The sequence below is a fragment of the Ruegeria sp. YKSF131 genome, from assembly GCF_059612645.1.
This window is the reverse complement of the sequence record NZ_JBXWQZ010000010.1, coordinates 24,721-47,066: the sequence shown is the minus strand read 5'-3', so window position 1 is coordinate 47,066 and position 22,346 is coordinate 24,721. Positions and strand designations below refer to the sequence as shown.

Below are 22,346 nucleotides of genomic sequence, written 5' to 3'. Positions count from 1 at the left end.
ATCAGATGACCGAGACCCAAACCCTGTCGCTTGCCGAAATCGAAAAGCTGTCCTTCATCGCATTGGTTGCCGCTGGCACAAGTGAAGAAAACGCGCGCCCTCTGGCCGTGGCCACGGCGGCAACCGAAGCGGATGGGGTGGCCAGCCACGGCCTGGCTTATATCCCGATTTACTGTGAACATGTACAATGCGGGAAGGTCGACGGTCAGGCAGTACCGACGCTGGAAACCCCGCGCCCCGGCCTTATCCGTGTAGACGCTGCGACCGGGTTCGCACATGCAGCCATTGACCTGGGCTTCGAAGCATTAACCACGGCGGCACGCGAACAGGGCATCGCGGCTCTTGCGATCACCAACAGCTACAATTGCGGTGTGTTGGGTTATCACACGTATCGACTGGCGCAGGCGGGCCTGGTTGGTCTTGGATTCACCAATGCACCTGCATCCATTGCTCCTTCGGGTGGATCGAAGCCCGTTGTCGGCACCAACCCGTTCTCTGTTGCGGTAACGGGTCCAGACGGACAACCCGCGTTGCTGATCGACCAGAGCGCCAGCACCATCGCCAAAAGCGAAGTGATGAAACACGCCAGAGAAGGCAAAGCCATTCCGGTCGGCTGGGCGCTGGACCCGGATGGAAACCCGACAACAGACCCGAATGTCGGTCTGAAAGGAAGCATGGCCCCATCCGGCGGATACAAAGGTGTGGGTATCGCTTTGCTGACTGAAATCATGGCGGCCGCTTTGACGGGGTCTACACTTGGGCTGCATGCCTCTCCGTTCTCGGGGACGGTCGGGGGTCCACCGAAAACCGGGCAGTTCTTCATCGCTATTGACCCTGCGGTTTCGTCAAATGGACTGTTTTCAAACGCAATTTCGGACTTGGTCGCGTCGATCAGAAATCAGGACGGCGCGCACCTGCCCGGAGATGGGCGCCGTGCATGTCGCCTTGCGGCAGGTCAAAAAGGTGTCGCCGTCAACTCTGCTACATTGGCCAGAATTGAGGCGATTATTCAGGAAAACAGTTAAGAGCAGCCACCAGACCGGGCGATTGTGGTGGCCGCTTGCGCCTAGTTCACGAAATGCAGCGTGTCGAATTCACTGCGCCAGGCAGAGACTTCCAAAGCAACAGGCTCGCCGTCCAGACCTCGCCTGATCAAATCGGCGAGGCGCTCGGCATCTTGAGAGGTCATGCCCCAGCGAACCAATTCAGGAGTGCCGATCCGCAACCCATTCAAGTCCCCTTCAACCGGCTTGACAGGCAATCCGATGCCGCACGCAAGGAACCCGCTTTCGCGAAGTTTCTTTGATGCGGCCTGCCCTCCGCCATAGGGATCTGCCAGAACTGCGAATTGATGCGAATTGGTGAAGCCTTCCGCACCCGCATAAACGCGAACGCCCCGCGCATCCAACGCGGCGGCAAGTGCTTTTGACAGTGCAATCATCTCGTTTGCGTACACCTGGCCAAAATCTATCCAATCCAGCATCGTAACCGCAAGCGCGGCCGTTTTGGCGGCATCGAAATTGGCCGTCATCCCGGGAAAAGCAATGGCATCCAATGCTTTGGCGATGTCGACATCATTCGACACGATCAATCCACCTGCTGGTCCACCAAGGCTTTTATAGGTGCTCATGGTCATGAAATGCGCGCCCTCATTCAGCGGGTTCGACCATGCACGCCCCGCGATTATCCCGCACTGATGCGCGGCATCGAACATGACTTTCGCGCCAACTTCGTCCGCAATGGCCCGCACCTCGGCAACAGGGTGTTCAAAAAGGTTCAGACTTCCGCCGATCGTAATCAGCTTGGGGCGCTCAACCCGCGCCAGATCGCGCAGCTGGTCCAGATCGACGGTGTAACCTTTTGTGTTTACCGGAGCCTCGATCGTGCGCAGCCCGAACAGCCCTGCACAGCCCGCAGTATGATGGGTCACATGGCCGCCGATCGTTGCAGGCGGAGCGATGATTGTATCCCCTGGCTTACAGGTCGCCATGAAACCATAAAGATTTGCAATTGCGCCCGACGGCACGCGAACCTCTGCAAACCGGGCATCAAAGACCTCTGCGCAAAGCTCGGCCGCGATGACTTCGATTTCTTCGATTGCTTCCAGCCCCATTTCATATTTGTCACCGGGATAGCCCAGCGATGGCCGGGATCCGATACCCGACGACAAAAGCGCCTCGGCCTTGGGGTTCATGACATTTGTCGCGGGGTTGAGGTTGAAACACTCTTTCTCGTGAATGCGGCGGTTTTTCTCTGCCAGATGCACGATCCGGCCCAGTAGGTCGCCGGACGATGCTGATGCTGTCTTTGTTGAGATACTCTGAACCAGCGTTTCGCTTGCGGCGGGCACCCAGTCTCTATGTGCAAGTGTCATCTGACATCCTCCTTTTTCTTCCACTGTGGCCGCTGCTGCGTGACTTCGCAAAGCAGAATTGTTATTTCTTGGCGTAGAAAAACTAAGGCTATGATGATGAGCGTTTCCCCAAAGCGCCCCAAAGGGCCTCCACTGAACGCAATGCGCGCTTTCGAGGCGGCGGCGCGCCACATCAGCTTTGTCGCCGCGGCCGAAGAGTTGAACGTCACACCGGGCGCCATCTCGCAACACATCAAAACGCTGGAAGGCTGGGCCGGTGCACCCCTTTTCCGACGCAACGCACAAGGCGTAGAACTCACGCCCGAGGGGCAATCGCTGGTTGCTGGATTTACCCGGGCTTTTGACCAATTGGCCGACGCGACCCAGGCGCTGCGCAACCTTAAACCCAATGCAGATTTTCATATCGCTGCCTTGCCGGCCATTGCTCAACTCTGGCTCCCCAAAAGGCTACGCCAGATCCGATCTCATTTTCCCGACATCAGTTTTTCCGTCACAGCGCTGGAAGCGCCGCCGAGCCTTGGGCGCGAACTGTTCGACCTGTCAATCTTCTTCGCTCCACCGAACGACACGGCAAATCAGGTGGTTGTTTGCCCGGACGAAATCGTGCCGGTTTGTGCCCCGACACTTAAGGACCAAATATGCCGCGCAAACGGTTTTCGGGATTTACCGTTGCTGCACGATCTGGTGTGGAGTGAAGATTGGACCAAATGGGCCCAGCACTCTGGCTATGACCTGTATAATGCCAAAGGTGGTGCTCAATTCTCCCTCTACAGTCTGGCCGTAGAGGAAGCCAAGGCGGGCGCAGGAATACTGATGGGACACCTGTGCCTGATCGAAGACGCCCTGGCCACGGGCGAGCTGATCGTTGCGCATACCAAGTCGTTTCAAACCAACCGAGGACTGGTGATTCAATTGCCACAACGCACGCGCAGGAGACTGGAAACGGACCAGATTGTTGCCTGGTTGTCCCGTTGACCGAAGCCACTGACTTTCGGGTTATGAGGCTGACGAGATGAGGACGTTAAGCAATTGATCGAGTGGATCAATTGTAGTCTGAACGGCCTGTGTTGAGATTATTCGACCCGGTTGCGGGAGCCGGATTTGGCCTATGTCGAATGTCAGAGGAACTATTAATCTAACGGACAAACAGTACACATGCCCCGGTTGTTTAGATAAATGACCTTATTGGGACGGATGGCAGACCCACAGTAGAAAAGCGCTGAAGATGTCTTGCGGATTTTTCAGCCATTGGCCCGCTTGTGCCGGAGGGCCGCGGACTACCCGAACTGGACAATCTAAAATAGACATTGCAGTTCCGGTTGGCGGGACAAACCTGCCGTTAGCTCATCATCCGTTGTAGAGTCGATCAGGTCGCACCGATCACCCTAGCCGGTGTGCTTTCTCCCGCCTTGTACGTCATCTGAATAGAACCAGTCGTCGGGATATGGATACCACCAGTCCGCCTCCTTCGCCTTCGGGTCGATCACGACCATCTTGGATCGCCTGAATGCCTCGAGTCCCTGAAGGCCTAGCGTGCGTCCAAGTCCAGAATTCTTGATACCGCCAAAAGGCAAGGCATCGTTGTCCACCAGCGGGTTGTTGACCCAAACCATCCCCACCTGTAGTTCATTCACCCCCTGAAATGCCTCCTCCAAGTCGCTGGTAAACAGGCATCCGCCAAGGCCGAACTGCGACGCGTTTGCCAGTTCAAGTGCTTGGTCAAAGTCGCTAACCCGAATGACCGAAGCGACCGGCCCAAAGACCTCTTCCTGAGTTAGCAACATGTCCGCCGTCACGCCGGTCAGGATCGTTGGTTCGAAAAACCAACCTGGCCCTGCATCATCCGGGATACAGCCTCCTACTTCAACCACCGCGCCTTTCTCCGTTGCATCGCGCACCAGCCGCACGACCTTATCTCGCGCTTCCTTGGAGGCCAGAGGTCCAATTTCCGCCACCCCCATGCCGTCGCCGATGCGCAGTTTCCGGGTTCTGGCCACGAACTCGTCGACAAAATCGTCATATACATCATCGACCACAAAAATCCGTTCAGACGATGTGCAAACCTGACCCGACTGCAAAAAGGCAGCAGTCACTGCTCCGGCAGCAGCGACCGCGATGTCGGCGTGTTTACTGACGATAAGTGGATCGCTCCCGCCAGCCTCGATAATTGCCGGTTTTAGACTCTCTGCTGCGGCCACTGCGACTGCACGACCTGTCGGCACGGACCCTGTAAAGGCGACCACATGGGTTTTGGGGCTGGCAATCAACTGTTTACCCACGTCTGCCCCGCCCGACAGGCAAGCAATAAGGTCTTGAGGCAGCGCCTGAAAAAACTCCATGAACGCCATCGTGCACAAAGTTCCTGCGGGTGAGGCTTTCAACACAACACCGTTACCTGCCGCAAGTGATGCGGCCATCGACCAGCAGCCAAGAATGAGGGGGAAATTATATGGAACCACATGCACGGACACGCCGTAGGGCTCGTATGTCTGATACTGAAAAGATCCAGTTTGCATGGTGCCCGCGATCTTGCCCGCGTCATTGCGCGCCATCTCGGCATAGTACCGGAAAACCGGCGGGATATTCGCAATCTCGCCGATCGATTCAGGGTAAGGTTTGCCCGTTTCCAATGTCATCAAACGGGCGACCTCAGTCATGTCGCCGCTTTCGATCTCGTTGGCGATCTGATGCAATACCCGCGCGCGAGACTTGCAGTCCGTTGCAGACCATTTCCTTTGCGCCGCATTGACCCGATCCAGAACCTGGTCCACGATCTGCGGCGACGGTTCACCAAAAACCCCGACGGGCTGCAAGGTAGACGGGTTGACTAGCGTGGTCCCACTACCCTCCAATAGGACATGCCTAGGGTTTAGGTAGTAGCTGGATTTGAACGGGTCACGCATTGGGCAGCCCCCTTGTTTAACAGGCATTGCGCCGTTAGCGGATCATGTACACTTTCTTGACCGTCTCGTGGACAGTGCATACGCCTTTCCAGTCCTGCGGAAAAAAGGCCGCCGTATCGGGCGTAATCTCAATTACCTCTCCGTTTTCATGGACATAGGTACAGCGGCCTTCCAGAAAATGGCAGAACTCGTCCTTGGTGACGTGACATTCCCACTTACCGGGAGTGCAGACCCAAAGGCCGCATTCGGACCGGCCGTCAGGCCCCTTGTGGATCAGCTTTCCCGACGTGCGGGATTGCCCTTCAATCATCGTCGGGATTACCCCCCAATCGACAAGGTCAGTCTGCTGGAGCGGGTTTTGCATACTTGGCGTGGTCATGATTCAGGTTCGCGATCCGTTAGGTAGTAAGTGTTGCGCAATGTTTCCACGACCGTGCATTCCCCTACCCAACCGGCGGGGAATAGTACGGCCGTTCCGGGCGTAACTTCGATGCTTTCGCCTGCATCCGACTGATACAGCGCACGGCCCTGCACAAAATAGCAAAACTCGTCACGCGGGATCGTTAGGCGCCAACGGCCTGGAGTACAGACCCATGCGCCGATCTCCGGCCGATTGTCCGGGCCTTTGTGAACCAGCAAGCCCGATGAATGCGACTGGCCTTCAATCATGTCCGGCTGTAACCCCCAGTCCGTAAGGTCGGTGCGGGTCGAGATTTCGGAAAGATGCGGGGCGCTGCTCATTCCGCGGCTTTCAGGATGTCGTCGAGAATGCCAGCTGCCTTGGTCGGACCATGCCGTGACTGCATGTGAGCAGAGGTTGCCGCCATCTTCGCCTGCATTCCTGGATCGTTGATACATTTGTCGAGGGCAAAAGCCAATTCATCATCGGTCCAGTCGTATCGGTGAAACCCGAATCCGTGGCCTGTTTCCTGAACACGAGTGGCGTTATCGTGGCCGTCCCAGACATAGGGCATGATGATTGCTGCTTTACCGAAATACATGCACTCGGTGAACGAGTTGTTACCGCCATGATGTATCACCGCGTCAACCTGCGGAATTACCGAAGGCTGGGGATACCAGCTCTGTATGTGCACGTTGTCGGGAATGTCTGTGTATTCGTCCATGTAATCCCCGACATTTACGAGCGCCCGGTAGGGCAACTTGGAAATGGTCGAAATGATCCTCTTTAGCAGGTCGGTGTCACCTGCACCAAGCGACCCGAAAGATATATAGAGAAGTGGTTTGTCATTGTTGGACTTAAACGTTGGCACCTCAAAGGGTTCTTCTTCGCGTACGCAACCTTCGAGATACTGGAACCTGTTCGGGTCCAGTGGGTTCTGCCGTTCGTACTTTGCCGGCTCGGGATAAAGCAGAAGGTTCATTGTGGGCGACGCTTCGAAAAACTCTCCGATCGGATAGGCGTCTTCGTTGCATCTGGCCAGGAACGCATTGTAGTCGTCGTGGATCGGCTTGATCACCTCGTGGAACTTTGCCTCATAGGCCTCCATGCCCTCGCGGTCATCCACCCGGCAGCCCGATAAGTGCGGCGGCACAATCGGGTCTGGGATTTCGTTTTCGGAACATGAGATGATCCGCACCCACGGTACGCCGAACTGCTTGATGGCTGGGAACATAATGACATTATCCACGCAGATCATATCTGGTTTGATTTTTGCCAGTACCTCGGGCAGATCTTTTTGCGCCCATTTTGCGCTGTCGACGATCGCCTCCCAGCAATCCTTTACGTAGTTATCGATCTGGTCAATCGGGCTTTTGCGAAAATTTGGGATGTGACCGTTGATGAAATCTTCCCAGAACTTTGCCATCGCCTCGGGTTCCATCGGCTCGGACAGGGCAACAGGATGCGCCTCAAACCCATAACCTTCATATACCTCGACAAAGCCGGGATCGCTTAGAAATACGGCCTTATGGCCCAGTTTCTCGCAGGCCTGCGCGATGCCAACCGAATTCAGCGCAGGGCCAAAGGCAGCTTCGGGGAAGAAGGCGATGGTTTTCTGTGACATTGTAGGTCTCCGGTTAGATTTGGCTTAGCAGTTGGGCAGGATGCGGGAATGTTTGGCGTCCCATACGCAGTGGACATCCTGACCCGGCTGGATACTTTCACGGTCGGCTTGGCTGGCGGGCACGCGGGCGGAAAGGATGCTCCTCCCGCCGCGAACGCGTACATGCACACCCAGGTCTGACCCGTGATAGGCGACTTCTTCGACAATGCCGGGAAGGCAGTTGCGTCCATCTTGAGGGGCGGTCTGCATCAGGTTGACCCGTTCCGGGCGCACAGCAATTGTGGCAGCACCGCGCAGCTCGGAAACACCCCTCAGCATTCCCGCCCCGTCGACATCGACACCGCCGTCGACGGCGTTTCCGTCCAGAAAGTTCATCACGCCGATAAAATCTGCAACAAAGCGCGATCCGGGTTGTTCGTAGAGCTCGTGAGGAGTACCGACCTGCGCCAGCTTACCGTCATGCAAGACAGCGATCCGGTCGGCCATGACCAAGGCCTCTTCCTGGTCATGGGTCACAATCAGAAATGTAATCCCTACCTCGTGCTGCAACCGTTTGAGCTCCAGCTGCATCTCTTCTCGCAGTTTCTTGTCCAGAGCTGAAAGGGGCTCATCCAGCAACAGGACCTTTGGCCTTTTGATCAGCGCGCGCGCCAAAGCAACCCGCTGTCGCTGCCCACCGGAAAGCTGATCCGGCTTGCGCCCGGCAAAGCCCGACAGCTTCGCACTTTCCAGAACCTCGGCCACTCGCGTGGCGATTTCGTCCTTGGGCAATTTCTCCATTTCTAACCCATAGGCGATGTTTTTTTCGACGCTCATGTGCGGAAACAAGGCATAGGACTGGAACATCAGGTTCAGGGGCCGCCTGCTGGGGCGTATGTTTGTCACGTCCTGCCCGGCAACGATTACCTGTCCTTCCTGTGGTGTTTCGAACCCGGCCAGCGTCCGCAGCAGTGTGGTCTTGCCGCAACCCGATGGGCCCAGAAGTGCAAAAAATTCGTTGTCGCGAATATCCAGCGAAACGTTGTCAATCGCAGTCACCAAACCGTATCTCTTGGTTATATTCCTGAGTTGAATCGCTTGGCTCATCGGCTGAAAACCTCTTTGTCGGCACGCTGCGCGAAGAAGACCAGCGTGAACGATACAAACATGACGATGGTAGCCATCGCATTGATTTCCGGCGTTACGCCAAAGCGGATCATTGCGTAAATCTGCATCGGCAATGTGGTCGAGGATTGCCCGGCACCGGCGGTGAAAAAGGCAATAATGAATTCGTCCACAGACAGGGTGAAAGACAACAGCGCCCCGGCGATAACCCCCGGCGCGATGGCGGGCAGCAGAATGCGACGAAAGGTGGTGAATTCGCTGGCCCCAAGGTCGGCACTGGCCTCAAGTATCGAATGGTCGAAATTGCGCATCCGCGTTCGCACCACGGCGACAACGAACGCAATGTTGAACACGACATGGCTCAGAATGATCGAATGAAGCCCGAGCGTCATGTTGAGCAGAGTGAAAAAGGACAACAGCGCGATGGCCAAAACTATGTCCGGGATGATCATCGGCGCGAACAGAACCGCGTCTAGAACCGAAGAATTACGCCGTGTCTCGACACCGACCGCCAAAAGCGTGCCGATTATTGTCGCCAGAACGGTCGAGATTAAGGCCACGATTAGCGTGTTGCGCGCCGCCGACAGTATTGGATCCGCGGCAAACAACTTGCCGTACCATTCCAACGAAAACCCGGTCCATACAGTTGGAAGTCCGGCCCGGTTAAAGCTTAGCGCCATGAGCACAAGGATCGGCACATAGAGAAAGGTATAAAACAATACCAGGTGCAGCTTCAGGCCCATGTTGGATCGGCCCCGCATCAGTCCTGCCCTCTCTGTCCCGCTGCACGATTGGCCAATACCGCCTGTGCGAACAAAAGCCCCATCATAATCGCAATCAGGAACATCGACAGCGTTGCTCCGAACGGCCAGTCGCGGGCGCTCAGGAACTGGTCATAGATCAGGTTTCCAACCATCTGAAGTCGCCCGCCACCAAGCAAATCGGGCGTTATGAAATTGCCGATCGACAGCACAAAAACAAAAACACCACCTGCCGCGATGCCGGGAACGGTCTGTGGCAGTATCACCCGGTAGAAAGTGATCCAAGCGGGCGCTCCAAGATCTTCCGAGGCTTCTATGGTTTCGACATTTATGCGGCTCAGCGATGAATAGATCGCCAGAACCACAAAGGGTGTGTAGTTGTAGACAAGTCCAACGATCACCGCGAAATTGTTATATAGCAGAGACAGCGGCTCATCGATCAAGCCTGCCCCCTGGAGAGTATTATTGATCAAGCCCTCGCGGTTCAGCATCACGATCCAGGCGTAAGTGCGGATTAGGTAGTTGGACCAGAACGGCAGGATCACCAAGATCAGCAAGCCGGTCTGCCAACGGCGCGGCGCCAGCGTGATGGCATAGGCCGCCGGATAGGCGATGAGGATCGCGATTATGGTGGCCAGAAATGCAATCTTGGCCGAGCGCAGGAAGATTCCGAGGTATAGTGGGTCGGCGGCCCGCACAAAATTTTCAAACGTAAAGACGTAGTCGATGCCGCCATAGATACCGCGTTCAAAGAACGCATAGGTAAAAATAAGACCACACGGCACCACCATAAGAAGTGCAAGCCAACCCAGGCCCGGCCCCAGCAAGATCACCGATTTCAGTCGATTGGTCATATACTTGGCAATCTGTGGAGTGATATCGTATCGGCCCGACCCTTTGTTCGGGTCGGGTTTTGCTCAGGGTTTGATCACTTATTGTGCGGCCATAATTTCGGTCACAGTACGTGCAAAGGGTTTCTGGCCGTTGCCGAGATCGCGCAACTGCTCGTACTTGGTAAGGTCTGCAGGCGACATTCCCATGTTCGGGAAGGTTTCTATCAAGGACGGGTCCAGCGCCTCCATCGCAGCCTTGTTCGGCGTTTTGTAAAGGATATTACTGGCAACCCAGACACCGACATCCGCGCCCAAGACATAGTTCACAAAGGCATGCGCCGCGTCTTTGTTTTCAGATGCATCCGTGATAACTAGCGCATCTACCCACAGATCCGATCCTTCTGATGGGATCGTATACTTGATGTCTGCGTTCTCACCGATGCCGTAGTTACACCAGCCATCCCAGGCGTGAACCATCGTTGCCTCGCCCGATACCAACTTCAGATAAAAAGTTGCATCGTCGTAGGCCAGCAGATCCTGCTTCGCCGCAACCAGCAGGTCCTTTGCAGCCGCCAACGTCTCATCCGACGTATCGTTCAGCGACTTTCCGAGGGCTAGCGCGGCAGCCCCCATCAGCCAACGATCCGTCGAAAGCATTGTTACTTTGCCTTTCAGGTCATCATAGGGTTTGAGCAGATCATTCCACGAAGTCGGCTCTGCCATCAGGTCTGACCGGTAGCATAAGCCCGTCGTGCCCCAAGCGTATGGCATTGAATAGTTGTTGCCCGGATCATGAGCCAGTTCTTTAGCTTCGTCATACAAGTTGGCCGCATTCGGAACCTTATCGTGGTCGATAGCAGCCACCAGCCCCAAGTTGTTTAATGCTTCGGCAAATGGCGACGAGACGAAAAGAACGTCATAGCCCTTGCCCCCACCGGCTACGACTTTGCCCATGATTTCTTCGTTGGTGCCATGCACCGAAAGCTCGGCCTCGATTCCGGTTTCCTTGGTGAAATTCTCCAGCAGGTCCGGCGGCATGTAACCGTCCCAGTTCGAGATCACGATTTTTTCTGCTTGGGCCGCTCCGGCGAATACGCTGAGAGCGCAAACCGCCCCGGCTGTGAGCCAAGCAAATGGCAAACGGAACGAATTGGTGAACTTGCTGGTCATGTCTTCCTCCCTTGACATCCGCGCTCGCTTCTGGGGCGAGATATGTGATGCAATCACGGTATTTTTTGATTAAATAAAACTCAACAATTTTTTGAATCATTTTTGTGTGGCCCGGTGAAGACATTTAAAGTACCGTTTTTATTGTATATTAATTAAGTATGACGAAAGCCGCCTTGTTATGTCGCCAAGCAAACACTTGAAACTTGCTCAAAAAATACTGGACGTTGCGATGGATCTCGACCTGCATCAGGGCGACAGGCTGGTGGAAAAAACCCTTGCTGATTCGTGCAGCGTCTCTCGCACTCCAGTTAGATCCGCATTGAGGCTACTGGAAAAAGAGGGGATGGCACGCAAAGCGGCAGAAGGTGGGTTTGTCCTAGAATGCGAACCCGAAAAGGGGCATTCGATACTCAACCAGCATTCGGTTGGAGCAGGTGCCGATCTCGCTGGTGACATCCTACGAGATCGCGGAGCCCGACGCCTGGACGGCGCCATCAATGTCACAGACCTGATCCGGCGATATTCAGTTTCCCGCAGCGCTGCACAGCGTGCGCTCGAAGCTCTCCTAGCCCAAGGCGTGATTCAGAAAGCCGAAGGCCAATCCTGGGTGTTCACTCGCATGCCCGGAGACCGTTCAGGACGGATTGAGAGCTACGAATTTCGTCTAATACTGGAACCGCAGGCCATTCTGTCCGACGGTTTCAAGTTGGACACCAAGCGCGCCGATCTGGTCCGCACCCAAACCGAAGCGCTTCTGGCGCAGTCGGAAAACTCCTTCAACAGCCAGGAATTCCAAGACGCGGATCTTGCCTTTCACAAGCTTATCGCTCGTTCGTCCGGCAACCAGTATCTAGCTTCTGCTCTCATTGCCCATCATGGGTTGCGCCACCTGCCAGGCGGATCGTTCGGTATGATCGACTTTCGGATGAGGCAGGCGCTTGAGGAACATCTGCGCATACTTGATTTCATCGAGCAGGGTCATTTCGATCTTGCGGCGGATCAGATGAGGGTTCATTTGCGGCTTTCAATGAACCAAAGACCCAGCGTCGCCAATCGTGGCGCGCCAGCGCTTGTCCAAGCGACCCGTGGGTCAATCCGATGAGTGAATGATGAACCGCGAGGAAGCACCTTTAATCGCTTTTTTCCCTGAAGCTAGTTTTGGGGCTGCACTGAATTGTGTGGGGATCGCTCAGGAGCTTCGCGCAATGGGCGCACTCCCCGTTTTCCTGACCCACGGTGGCTTTGGTGGCGTATTCGCAGATTACGGTTTTGACGAGTTCGCCGTCCCAGTTCAATCAAAGTTGACAGAAGAGGAAACCCAGACCTATTGGCAGGAATTCCTGAGTCATCACCTACCGCATTTTAGCATGCTCCCAACTGACCAACTGGCCACCTATGTAGAGCCCGTTTGGAGCGCAATCGTCGAGACTGCGGAATCGGTTGAGCAGGGGTTGGAAACGGCGCTAGAGCGGATCAACCCGGATGTCGTCGTTCTCGACAACGTCATCATGTTCCCAGCCATCGTACGATCCGAGCGCCCATGGGTCAGGGTCATTTCTTGCGCGGAAACCGAGTTGCCAGACAACTGCCTACCGCCGTACCTGTCCGGCCTGCCGGCATCTGACGTGGCCGGGTGCGCGGCATTCCGGGACCAGTACCTGGAGACCCTTTGCCCAATTCATGCTCGCTACAACAAATTTCGCCAGGATCGGGGACTTGAGCTATTGCCTAATGGTGAGTTCCTAGAAACATCGCCGCATCAAAACCTTCTTTTGGCGCCATCGATAATTCGCCACGATCGTGATCAGGCGCTGAGTCCTGGACAATTCACCTTTCTCGAAGGCTGCGTACGCCAAGAAGGTCCCTACCGTGTACCTCAGATGCCCCGTAACGACGGGCCTCTGGTGTATGTGAGTTTTGGTAGCCTGGGTGCTATGGATGTCACATTCTTTGAAAGCCTGTTCGACGTATTCAAGACAATGGACATGAGGTTTCTGGTCAATGTCGGGGCCCAGATCGATGCCTATTCCAGAGTACCAGACAATGTTCATCTGCAGGAATGGTTCCCGCAGCCTTCCGTGGTTGAACAATGCGATCTATTTATTCACCACGGTGGTAACAACAGCTTTTGCGAAGCGTTGTATTTCGGGGCCCCTTCGCTGATCCTCCCCTATTGCTGGGACGGGCACGATAACGCCCAGCGAGCAGTTGAAACCAGTGTCGGGCTCAGGTTGAATCGGTGGGATTGGACGCCGGAGCAGCTGGAGAATGCGATTAACCGACTACTTGGGGACGCTGAGCTAAAGGCCCGGCTGGCTGCGAACTCAGAGTTCATGCGGTTGAGAAAGTCGGTTCAGTTAGCTGCTCAGAAAATTCTGGATTGTGTAAAACCTAACTGAATCTAGTTTTGTCCCGTCGGTCATCCGTTTTGTAATTAAGGATGGAAGGGAACATCGCAACGAACTCTTAATCACTGAACCTAAAGTGTAGGTTTTGGGCTTATTCTGGCGAAAAACTCTTCGTTGATTGACGCACAAGTCGCTGATTCAGTTTCCGTACTGAACGGGAGAATGAGCGATGAAGGGGCCAAGGCAGCAAACACAAGGGTCACAGTTCTACGAGTTCTCGATTGAGGATCATGTTCCGCAAGACCATATTCTTCGAGGTATAGACCGGTTCGTCAAGCTGTCTGGTATCCGTCGGCACCTTGCTCCGTTCTACAATTCGACTAGCCGACCGTTGAACCGCTCCGGGTTTTCCGGAGGCTCCAAATCGAGGAAGGATTGGAGCCATGGAAAGAGACAACAGAGCGAACCGCCATTCACCTGAGACGCGCGCAAGGGCCGTGCGGATGGTGCTCAACAATCAAGGCAGCTATGAGAGTCAGGCGGCAGCGATCAAGGCGATTGCGCCGAAGATCGGCTGTGGCCGGGACACATTGCGGCGTTGGGTTCAGCAGGAGGAAACTGACCTTGGCCGCCGGGATGGTGTGACGTCGGAAGAGCGGACCAGGATCAAGGAACTGGAACGCGAAGTGCGGGAGCTGCTTCAGGCCAATGAGATCCTAAAAAAGGCCAGCGCGTATCTTGCTCAGGCTGAGCTCGACCGCCCACTGAAACGATGATCGGGTTTATCCACTGCCCGGCTGGGCATTGCGGGACGCAATGTCCCGAGTGGGGGCGATCACCGGGCCGAGTATTGGGTCGAGCCGATCTGCCGGGTTTTGCCGATCGCCCCTTCGACCTTCTACGACCATCTGGCCGTTGTCCGTGATCCGGATCGTGCATCTGATCGCGCCAAACGGGATGCCGTCCTGCGGTGCGAAGTGCACAGGGTGTGGGATCAGAACTTCAAGGTCTACGGGGTGCGCATGGTCTGGCATCAGATGCGCCGCGAAAGCTTCGATGTGGAACGCTGCACGGTGGAACGGCTGATGCGACAGTTGGGCATACAGGGCGTTGTTCGCGGCAAGGCCCAGAAAACAACGCGGCCGGGCAAGGCGCTGCCATGCCCGCGCGGCAAGGTGAACCGGCAATTCCGGGCACCGGCCCCAAACACGCTCCGGGTCAGTGACTTCACCTATGTCTCGACCTGGCAGGGATTTGTCTATGTGGCCATCGTAATCGACACCTTCGCCAACCGGATCGTTGGCTGGCGAGCGTCACGTTCCCCGCAGACCCTGTTCGGGTTGGATGCCCTCGAACAGGCGCTCTATGAACGGCGACTAGGTGACGATCTCATCCATCACAGCGACCGGGGCAGCCAATATGTGTCGATCCGCTATACCGAGCGGCTGGCCGAGGCAGGGATCGGGCCCTCGGTCGGCAGCGCCGGCGACAGTTACGACAATGCTCTGGCGGAGACGATCATCGGCCTGTTCAAAGCCGAGGGCATCCACCGATTAGGGCTGTGGAAAACCGCCGATGCTGTCGAATGGGAAACCCTCAAATGAGTCGACTGGTTCAACAACCGCCGCCTGCTGCAACCCATCGGAAACATCTCGCCAGTAGAAGCCGAGGAGACATTCTATGAACAGTGCAATGAGTCCGATAAAGTCGCCTGAAACAGAGTAATCGGTCTCCGGGAAAACCGAGGCGGTTCAGCCCTTTTGAACCGTCTGGAAACGCACTAGTAACGGCTTCAATAAAATTGTGACCCATAAATCGACGTAACTTGCAGGTAGTTCCAGAGACTGCATCGCTTGCGTCACTGTCCGAACTGCGGATCATAGCCCCCATAGACTTGGCGCCCGGCGCTATGAAAGTCTTCCTGAAATTGGCAATCGCGGCCGCAAACTTTCAATATAGCTGTTGCAGCCAATGAATTTTTAAGTTCGCTATCTTTAAAAAGGACGCGAGCGATGTCGGGCAAAAACTCTTCCCCGCGAGGGCAAGCCAAGGCAAATTTCGAAACGAAATCGCCGAAGAATTTGCGTAATCTCTCTGGGCTAGTTTCATTTGTCTCGCAGGCTGCATTTATCAATGCAACTTCAAGAGCCTGCTCAAATGCAACGTATGCATTCGAAACGCCATTCACATCGATCCACAGTGGGTGGTCTTTGCGTCTTGCGAAGTCAGCTGCACGCAAAAAGAGATCTTGAGTAGATGCTGTAGTGGAGGGATACGTTCCTCTAAGAGAAATCAGTTTCCGAAACTGTGACATTTCCCAACTCCATTTTTGGTTATCGATACAAAAATGGAGATGGCGTTTGGTTCGGGATGATAGGATGTAGCCTACGGTAGAATACAGTTATATGGTTGTGTCGCTAACCTTGGATCAACGAATTACGTGAACCGAACACCTTGCGTGATGCACGACTCTGTTCGCAGTGGAACCTAAGAATATGTCCTCAAAACCAGGCTTGTGCGAAACCAAGACGATGCAATCCGCGTCGCTCTCATTTGCGAAGTCTACAATAGCCCTACCCGCGTGCCCAGAGATGAGCCGAGCCTTCGCGCCTGGAATTTCAGAAGCAGTTTGATGCAGGTTTTCCAGGATTTCATGCCGCGTATTGGCAAGTACTTCGCTGGGAATCTGAGACCCTACATACGCCGGAATTGGCTCTTGGACGTGTATCACAGTGAATACAGCGTCCGCATCAGCCAATTGGCGCGCGGCTTCAAACGACGCTTGTGTGTCGTATTCTTGGTCCAGAGCAACCGGGATCAGGATATTCTTGTACATTTGACCTCCTATCTACTGCTCCAATGATTCCAGTTTGGTTCCTCGGCAGCAGGAAACCTACACAGGCTCAGACTTTGAAGATTTCCCCGCGCCGTTTGTAGCGGCTACAACATCATCAACTGTTTTCTCAACAGCTTCAGCTTCGGTTTCAGCGACATAAGATGCACAACGGGACACGGTTTCGAACCATTCCTGAGCGTCAGCAACCAACCGCTCCGCCGAATGGCGCTGCCACTCCGCCATGCTCTGAAAGGCTTTAGAAGGATCGGACGGGTTCGCGGAAGACACATTGCGTGCAGCTTTTAGAGCCGTCCGGACCGCCTCATGACGCCGTTCGAACCAATGCTGCGCAAAGGCCTCGGTTTCTTCGAGCAATTTCTCTTGCGCGTCCCAAAATTGTTCGATCTGGGCACCGAAGGCCGGATTGCCAGAAATGGGCGGCTGCATTTGCTTGAAAACATCCAAAAGTGAGGTCGGGCTATTTGTGTTGGATTTCTTTGTCGGCATCAAAAATTCCTCCGCATTTTCTGAATGAGCTATTTTGCCACCTGCGGCGCGCTTTCGCCTTAATACAGATCAATATCCCTTATTTTTAGGACCTTCGGCTAAAGCTGCGACGGGACACTCGCAATCTCTCCGACATCGGTTCCTAGGGTCAGGATTCATAACCAGTAGATGACGACGGCTGCGAGCGCGATGGCCGAGAGGAAGACCTTGGGACATCCGCGCGAATATGCCCTTTTCGCTCCAGCGCTTCCAACGGCTATAAAGCGTCTTGTGTGGACCATAGGCTTCAGGAGCGTCGCGCCACCTTAACCCATTGCGGTTGATGAAAATTATCCCGCTCAGAATCCGCCGGTCGTCGACCCTTGGCTTACCGTGCGACTTTGGAAAGTAGGGTTTCAGACGCGCCATCTGTGCGTCGGTCAGCCAGAAAAGACTGCTCATGTCACCGCTCTGTTTTCGGCGCCGTGAATCACGCAGCGCTCGGGAAATCAATGCATCCTGACCCTAGTAGGCGGAGTTGGAGTTAGAGTAGTCTAGACATGAACTTAACGCTTGGTTTTCTATGCACGTTGCCGGCTTTCTGATTACCCTTGGTGTCCTCTTCCTTGCCGGATTGGCGGCCGACCAGCTTGGCAGGGCCACGCATCTTCCTCGTGTTACAACCTTACTTTTCCTCGGTCTGATCGCAGGGAACGCCGGGATGGGGTTGATCCCACTCGACGTTGCCATTTGGTTCGACGAGGTATCCATTGTGGCCTTGACGATGGTCGCGTTTCTTCTTGGAGGATCTTTAACCCGAGAGAACCTGGTTCGGCATGGCCGTGCCATTCTGACGATTTCGATATCGATTGTAATTGCGACCTTTCTTATCGTGTCGGCTGGACTAACTGCAGTTGGCGTACCCTTCGGGTTAGCGTTGGTGCTGGCGGCAATTGCCACAGCTACGGCTCCGGCCGCCATGACTGACGTAATCAAACAATCTGGAGTGTCCAACAGCTTCACCGAGACCTTAAAGGGCGTTGTCGCAATTGATGACGCTTGGGGTCTGATCGTTTTCAGCATCGCCTTGGTTCTGGCCGGTCATTATGACGGTTTGGCCACGGTCACGATCACGGCGATGTGGGATTTTGGGGGCGCCATTTTATTGGGTGCAGCACTAGGCGTACCGTCCGCTTACCTAACTGGTCGCTTAAACCCGGGGGAGCCAATGCAAGCCGAAGCGGTGGGAATCGTCTTTCTTACAGCAGGTCTTTCATTATGGCTGGAAGTTTCGTTCCTTTTAACAGGCATGGTTGTGGGCGCAGTTATCGGGAATCTGGCCCGCCATCATGACCGTGCTTTTCATGAAATCGAGCACATTCAGTGGCCATTTATGATCCTTTTCTTCCTGCTGGCTGGCGCAACGTTGAATATTGAAGCCTTTGGCTTGATGGGCTGGGTCGGTGCACTTTTCCTGATCCTGCGCATAGTGTCCCGCCTAGTTGGGGGCTATTGCGGGGCAAGAATTGGGGGCCTGCCTCGCCGTCAGGCCCCCTGGTATGGTCCCGCGTTGCTGCCGCAGGCCGGTGTCGCGGTTGGAATGGCCCTTGTAGCCGGAGAGCAATTTCCGAATTGGGCCGCGTCCATCTTGGCCTTTACCTTAGCCAGTACTGTGGCCTTCGAAGTGGTAGGGCCGCCATTGACTCTCATGTCTATCAAACACACGGCTGATACAGATTAGCAGATTAGTCAGTGACTATTCAGCCTGGATCGATTCAAGAAAGGCGAGCAAATTCGCCAACGGCAGGCCTACCATCATTGGTTGCCCATTAGGCAAAGCTAACGCGATTTGTTGGTCTGTCTCAAACACCGCACCAAAGATTGGCATTTCGCCCCCATGGGCGAGCAATTGTGAACGACCATCAATCTGTTCAGCTATTCGGCCTATAGGAAACACTCCATCGTTTTCACTCGCCAGCTTGGTGAGGTCGGGTGTTCGAATAGCAAGCATTTCGGCCATCGGCCCATCCCCAGTTGCTTCGAAACCATGGCATTGCCAGCAATACTTCCGGTACAAATCACTTCCGGCACTGACATTGACGTCCTGCGCCAGTGCAGGTGCCGTGGTGAACAAAGCCAATAAAATTCCTAGAAAAAACTGCATATGCTCCTCCAATTCCCTACCTCTGATGAAGATTCAATTAAACAGTATCCCAAGGAAACTTCTTTGACCTTGCTCATTTTATTCACTCCAGTAAGAACTTTGGCGTTTCATTGGAATAGAGTTTGAGCACGCGCCAAATCTAATCCAGGCGAACATCCAATTGCGCCATCTCGACATTGACCTCACCACCTGCGTCCACAGATGATGCTCCTTCCGATACGTTCATATGCCTGAGAATTCTGCCAAAGGTGATAAGACACTCAATGCAACCATCTGAGAGCACGCAACCGAGCCGATACCACTCCGTCTGGCAGGCTGTCAGTCGCAACGTCGGAAATGAGCAAGTCTCTGCGAAGCTTCCTTTTCCGTCGTAGAAAACGGCGAACACGGTTCAGCGTGTTTTCACGTTTCTCTGGATAGTCGGTTTCCAAGTAACTGTCAGTTTCTGGAACTATCATCGAAGCAAGCCGTTTCAAACGCCGGTCCTTCGGCAACTCGATTATCCGATAATCTTGGCTACACCGGTAGAGCAGCCAATCAAGATGACCGAGGATATGGTACATACCCTTGATACTGGATATCTCTAAATCGGACCTGCTGAACAGTTTCATCTTGTCTATGTACGAGCGCGCTTCGGACACAGCAGTCTCAACGTTGTCCCCCCACAAAGTCGATTCCGTTTGGCTGAGATGTCCCCATACATGACCGAAGGTGTGCCACTTCGGCCCTTACAATTTGTTCGACTTTAGCTTTTGTTGTTTCCACAGCTATTTCTAGGATCCCAGGAATGAGAGGATCTAGAGATCTAGTTAACTCTGCACCTCTGTCGGGTAACAGCGCCTCGACAAGTCTGGCGGACGGTTTAGCGAACAGCAGGATCAGCACTAAGCCTATCCAATCGCGTGAAGACATTCTACCACGCTGCAACACCGAACGTATGGCCACGTACGAGTGCTCAGAAACAGCATAATTGCAAACACTTACGATGTCTGCCCGGATTCAACCAATAACACTTATAGGTCCGCAACTCGAAAAGGCCGACCGATGATCGGCCCTCAGTGCTGTCATGTTTAAGGACAGCTGCGAACCAGCAGGCCGTCTATTTCGACGATACCTTTATCTTACGACTTGGATCCCGAGGCTTAGTCTTCGGCATTTCGATATGCAAAACGCCTTTGTCGAATGTTGCTGAAACCTTGTCGATTTCCACGGTGTCTGGCAGCGTCATGGCTCTAGAAAAGCTGCCATAGCTTCTTTCGCTGACACGCAGATCGCCCGTTTCATCATGCGCAATCTTCTTCTGACCGCGCAGGATTAGCCTGCGGTCCTTGACTTCAATTTCGACGTCATCCTCTTCGAGCCCCGGCAATTCAGCCGTAAGAACAATCGCAGAATCCGTTTCTTGGATATCAATCGCCGGTGAAATTGCACCCGTCATATCAAGAGACGGAAAACCCGTGCGTTGCGCAGCCGTTTCCATTGGTAGGAAAGGTGATCTTGCTCCAAAAAAACGCGACATCAGGGTTTCCATTTCACGTCGAAAATTGTCTGAGAGCGGATGCGTTCCAGTGAAAAGTTGCGGGGACTTTTTGTCTTCTAACATTTTTTGAACCTCCTCCTTTGGTCGGATTTCGCGCGCGTAACATTATGACAGAAAACGCGGTTAAGAACCTTGATCTTGCGCAAGCATGCAGCTTCAGCTTTTGCCAAATCGCACGAACCGGCTGAGCCAACAGAAACAAGAACCGTCAGCCAACAAACTTGCCATGTCGTGCTGAAATTAAGACCAATCTCAGTAGGCTTGATCGGAGTCCCAGGTCAGCTTAGCGTTTATCCTGAATGAGCCCGAGTTGCCTACCTTTAGCACAGTGGAACAAAGCCGTATGAAATGGCCGTATCTGGCGCTGATTTACGTTTTGCTGATCTTGGCTCCCTTGGGTTTTTCTTGGTCCTTGGGATGGCCACCGCGACCATTTCATCAAGATCTCGGGTCCGGGCTTGGAATGCTTGCATTTTCAATAATCCTGGTGGAGTTCGTCCTGTCTGGGCGGTTCCGGTTCATCTCTTGTAGTTTGGGTATGGATGTGACCATGCGGGTGCATCAGTTGATGGCGCGTACCGCACTCGGCTTTGCGCTTATACACCCGCTGCTGTATCAGGGAACGCCTTCTGGCGGACGCCGCCCGTGGGATGAAACACACCAACTTACGATTACGACCGACTTTTCTGCGCTGGTATCTGGCATCGGCGCTTATTTTTTACTGTTCATTCTGGTCGCCCCGGCAATTGCCCGTAAATCCCTTGATTACAAATACGAGACATGGCGCCTCTTACACGGGCTGGGAGCCTTGGTGATTGCCTGCCTGCTATTGCACCACACGGTATATGCTGGGCGCTACGGTGGGCATCCGCTATTGACGTATCTCTGGCTTGCCCTGACCAGTATTGCAGTTGGAGCTTCACTGTATGTCTATCTCGTTCGTCCTTTGTGTCAGAGGAAAAGGCCGTGGCACGTCACTTCTGTGTGTCGACTAACACCGAGGCAATGGGAGTTGCGCGTCAAGCCCGATGGTCACAACGGACTGACCTTCAAAGCAGGGCAGTTTGCTTGGCTAAATGTCGGCCACAGTGCCTTCTCGCTACACGAGAACCCATTCTCGATTAGTTCTGCACCGGCCGAAGGACCCGAAGTTTCATTCATGATCAAGGAGCTTGGGGATTTCACATGCGGCCTCGGAAAGATCGCTCCGCAAACCCCGGTCTATCTGGACGCCCCATACGGAAATCTGTCGATCGACCACCGTCCTGAGAAAGGCATTGTACTGATCGCAGGTGGCGTCGGGATCGCGCCGATGCTGAGCATTTTGCGTCAGACAAGGGCGAGTGGGACACGGCAGGATATCAAGCTTATCTATGGCAACCGGGTCGTGGAACAGATTGCTTATCGCCAGGAGTTATCCAAGGAAGATACAGTATTTGTTCTATCCGAACCGCCAAAGGATTGGCGCGGAGAAACAGGTTTGGTCGACGGTCCCCTATTGGACCGCAATTTATCTTCTAAGCAATTTGAAAGCTGGCTTTATGTTCTCTGCGGCCCCCCTGCCATGATGGACGTCGTCGAAGATCATCTAATCGCACGGGGCACCGCGTCCTACCGGATTTTGTCTGAAAGGTTTGACTATGATTAGATTGCTCAGAAACCTGCCCGCGCGCCAACAGGTGAAGTTCTCGGTGTGGTGTATCAGTTTTACAATTTTCACCGCTGCCTTGACCTTTTCCTTAAGATAGCAAAACGGACCATTTGGCCTTGCTAGTTTCAAAATTGTCAGCCGAAACAAGCAAG

At 54.3% G+C, this 22,346-nt stretch carries 20 protein-coding genes and 3 pseudogenes; 8 read left to right on the top strand and 15 right to left on the bottom strand.

Annotated elements, in window-relative coordinates; translation table 11 throughout:
• The first annotated feature begins 5 nt into the window (after positions 1 to 5).
• Positions 6 to 1,025: an Ldh family oxidoreductase gene (locus AC2FLZ_RS05415; protein WP_496881923.1), complete on the top strand. Its 1,020-nt coding sequence runs from the start codon at positions 6 to 8 to the stop codon at positions 1,023 to 1,025.
• A 41-nt stretch (positions 1,026 to 1,066) separates the two neighbouring features.
• Here the strand turns inward: AC2FLZ_RS05415 and glyA are convergent, their stop codons facing one another.
• Positions 1,067 to 2,374 carry a serine hydroxymethyltransferase gene (glyA, locus tag AC2FLZ_RS05410; RefSeq protein ID WP_496715656.1) on the bottom strand — a complete coding sequence of 436 codons (1,308 nt, stop codon included), beginning with the start codon at positions 2,372 to 2,374 and terminating at the stop codon, positions 1,067 to 1,069.
• A 90-nt stretch (positions 2,375 to 2,464) separates the two neighbouring features.
• Between glyA and AC2FLZ_RS05405 the strand changes: the two genes are divergently transcribed.
• Positions 2,465 to 3,349 carry a LysR family transcriptional regulator gene (locus AC2FLZ_RS05405; RefSeq protein WP_496715654.1) on the top strand — a complete coding sequence of 295 codons (885 nt, stop codon included), beginning with the start codon at positions 2,465 to 2,467 and terminating at the stop codon, positions 3,347 to 3,349.
• A 410-nt stretch (positions 3,350 to 3,759) separates the two neighbouring features.
• On the opposite strand, the gene AC2FLZ_RS05400 is transcribed toward AC2FLZ_RS05405, so the two are convergent.
• The 8 genes from AC2FLZ_RS05400 to AC2FLZ_RS05365 all read right to left on the bottom strand — a co-directional run bounded on the left by AC2FLZ_RS05400 (position 3,760) and on the right by AC2FLZ_RS05365 (position 11,169).
• The gene (locus AC2FLZ_RS05400) at positions 3,760 to 5,277 is read right to left on the bottom strand and encodes an aldehyde dehydrogenase family protein (RefSeq protein WP_480556023.1); all 1,518 of its coding nucleotides are present in this window, start codon (positions 5,275 to 5,277) and stop codon (positions 3,760 to 3,762) included.
• A gap of 34 nt (positions 5,278 to 5,311) precedes the next feature.
• Complete coding sequence (locus tag AC2FLZ_RS05395; RefSeq protein WP_480474664.1) at positions 5,312 to 5,656, bottom strand: cupin domain-containing protein; 345 nt, start codon at positions 5,654 to 5,656, stop codon at positions 5,312 to 5,314.
• The gene (locus tag AC2FLZ_RS05390) at positions 5,653 to 6,018 is read right to left on the bottom strand and encodes a cupin domain-containing protein (protein ID WP_480556022.1); all 366 of its coding nucleotides are present in this window, start codon (positions 6,016 to 6,018) and stop codon (positions 5,653 to 5,655) included. Before AC2FLZ_RS05390 ends, AC2FLZ_RS05395 begins: the two co-directional genes overlap by 4 nt.
• Positions 6,015 to 7,301 (bottom strand): glycosyltransferase, encoded by a 1,287-nt coding sequence (locus AC2FLZ_RS05385; protein WP_496881922.1) that lies wholly within the window; start codon positions 7,299 to 7,301, stop codon positions 6,015 to 6,017. The genes AC2FLZ_RS05390 and AC2FLZ_RS05385 overlap by 4 nt, the downstream gene beginning before the upstream one ends.
• Positions 7,302 to 7,325: 24 nt before the next feature.
• Positions 7,326 to 8,339 (bottom strand): ABC transporter ATP-binding protein, encoded by a 1,014-nt coding sequence (locus AC2FLZ_RS05380; protein ID WP_496715652.1) that lies wholly within the window; start codon positions 8,337 to 8,339, stop codon positions 7,326 to 7,328.
• Between the two features lie 44 nt (positions 8,340 to 8,383).
• Positions 8,384 to 9,166, bottom strand: coding sequence for an ABC transporter permease (locus AC2FLZ_RS05375; protein WP_496715651.1), 783 nt, complete (start codon positions 9,164 to 9,166; stop codon positions 8,384 to 8,386).
• Positions 9,166 to 10,020, bottom strand: coding sequence for an ABC transporter permease (locus AC2FLZ_RS05370; protein WP_480556018.1), 855 nt, complete (start codon positions 10,018 to 10,020; stop codon positions 9,166 to 9,168). The genes AC2FLZ_RS05375 and AC2FLZ_RS05370 overlap by 1 nt, the downstream gene beginning before the upstream one ends.
• A gap of 78 nt (positions 10,021 to 10,098) precedes the next feature.
• Positions 10,099 to 11,169: a polyamine ABC transporter substrate-binding protein gene (locus AC2FLZ_RS05365; RefSeq protein ID WP_496881921.1), complete on the bottom strand. Its 1,071-nt coding sequence runs from the start codon at positions 11,167 to 11,169 to the stop codon at positions 10,099 to 10,101.
• Positions 11,170 to 11,347: 178 nt separating this feature from the next.
• Between AC2FLZ_RS05365 and AC2FLZ_RS05360 the strand changes: the two genes are divergently transcribed.
• From AC2FLZ_RS05360 to AC2FLZ_RS05345, 4 genes and pseudogenes are all read left to right on the top strand, one after another.
• Positions 11,348 to 12,271 carry a GntR family transcriptional regulator gene (locus AC2FLZ_RS05360; protein WP_480474650.1) on the top strand — a complete coding sequence of 308 codons (924 nt, stop codon included), beginning with the start codon at positions 11,348 to 11,350 and terminating at the stop codon, positions 12,269 to 12,271.
• Between the two features lie 7 nt (positions 12,272 to 12,278).
• Positions 12,279 to 13,568 carry a nucleotide disphospho-sugar-binding domain-containing protein gene (locus AC2FLZ_RS05355; RefSeq protein WP_496881920.1) on the top strand — a complete coding sequence of 430 codons (1,290 nt, stop codon included), beginning with the start codon at positions 12,279 to 12,281 and terminating at the stop codon, positions 13,566 to 13,568.
• Between the two features lie 178 nt (positions 13,569 to 13,746).
• Positions 13,747 to 13,908: pseudogene (locus AC2FLZ_RS05350) on the top strand (IS5/IS1182 family transposase); the annotation flags it as partial.
• Between the two features lie 52 nt (positions 13,909 to 13,960).
• Positions 13,961 to 15,232 (top strand): annotated as a pseudogene (locus AC2FLZ_RS05345) (IS3 family transposase).
• Between the two features lie 143 nt (positions 15,233 to 15,375).
• On the opposite strand, the gene AC2FLZ_RS05340 reads toward AC2FLZ_RS05345, so the two are convergent.
• The 4 genes and pseudogenes from AC2FLZ_RS05340 to AC2FLZ_RS05325 form a co-directional block, all read right to left on the bottom strand.
• Positions 15,376 to 15,831, bottom strand: a complete 456-nt coding sequence (locus AC2FLZ_RS05340) for a hypothetical protein (protein ID WP_496881919.1) — start codon at positions 15,829 to 15,831, stop codon at positions 15,376 to 15,378.
• 114 nt (positions 15,832 to 15,945) lie between these two features.
• Positions 15,946 to 16,353: a universal stress protein gene (locus AC2FLZ_RS05335; RefSeq protein ID WP_209508050.1), complete on the bottom strand. Its 408-nt coding sequence runs from the start codon at positions 16,351 to 16,353 to the stop codon at positions 15,946 to 15,948.
• A 57-nt stretch (positions 16,354 to 16,410) separates the two neighbouring features.
• On the bottom strand, positions 16,411 to 16,860 hold the full coding sequence (locus tag AC2FLZ_RS05330) for a phasin family protein (protein ID WP_496715647.1): 450 nt from the start codon (positions 16,858 to 16,860) through the stop codon (positions 16,411 to 16,413).
• A gap of 192 nt (positions 16,861 to 17,052) precedes the next feature.
• A pseudogene (locus AC2FLZ_RS05325) lies at positions 17,053 to 17,301 on the bottom strand (transposase); the annotation flags it as partial.
• 121 nt (positions 17,302 to 17,422) lie between these two features.
• On the opposite strand from AC2FLZ_RS05325, the gene AC2FLZ_RS05320 reads away from it, so the two are divergent.
• Positions 17,423 to 18,580: a cation:proton antiporter gene (locus AC2FLZ_RS05320; RefSeq protein ID WP_480555834.1), complete on the top strand. Its 1,158-nt coding sequence runs from the start codon at positions 17,423 to 17,425 to the stop codon at positions 18,578 to 18,580.
• A 15-nt stretch (positions 18,581 to 18,595) separates the two neighbouring features.
• Here the strand turns inward: AC2FLZ_RS05320 and AC2FLZ_RS05315 are convergent, their stop codons facing one another.
• A complete protein-coding gene (locus tag AC2FLZ_RS05315; protein WP_480521453.1) occupies positions 18,596 to 19,003 on the bottom strand; it encodes a c-type cytochrome in 408 nt (135 codons plus the stop codon).
• 1,099 nt (positions 19,004 to 20,102) lie between these two features.
• Positions 20,103 to 20,606: an Hsp20/alpha crystallin family protein gene (locus AC2FLZ_RS05310; RefSeq protein ID WP_480555835.1), complete on the bottom strand. Its 504-nt coding sequence runs from the start codon at positions 20,604 to 20,606 to the stop codon at positions 20,103 to 20,105.
• Between the two features lie 280 nt (positions 20,607 to 20,886).
• Here AC2FLZ_RS05310 and AC2FLZ_RS05305 point away from each other — a divergent pair, with 280 nt between their 5' ends.
• Positions 20,887 to 22,191 (top strand): ferredoxin reductase family protein, encoded by a 1,305-nt coding sequence (locus tag AC2FLZ_RS05305; protein ID WP_496808255.1) that lies wholly within the window; start codon positions 20,887 to 20,889, stop codon positions 22,189 to 22,191.
• Positions 22,192 to 22,346 lie beyond the last annotated feature (155 nt).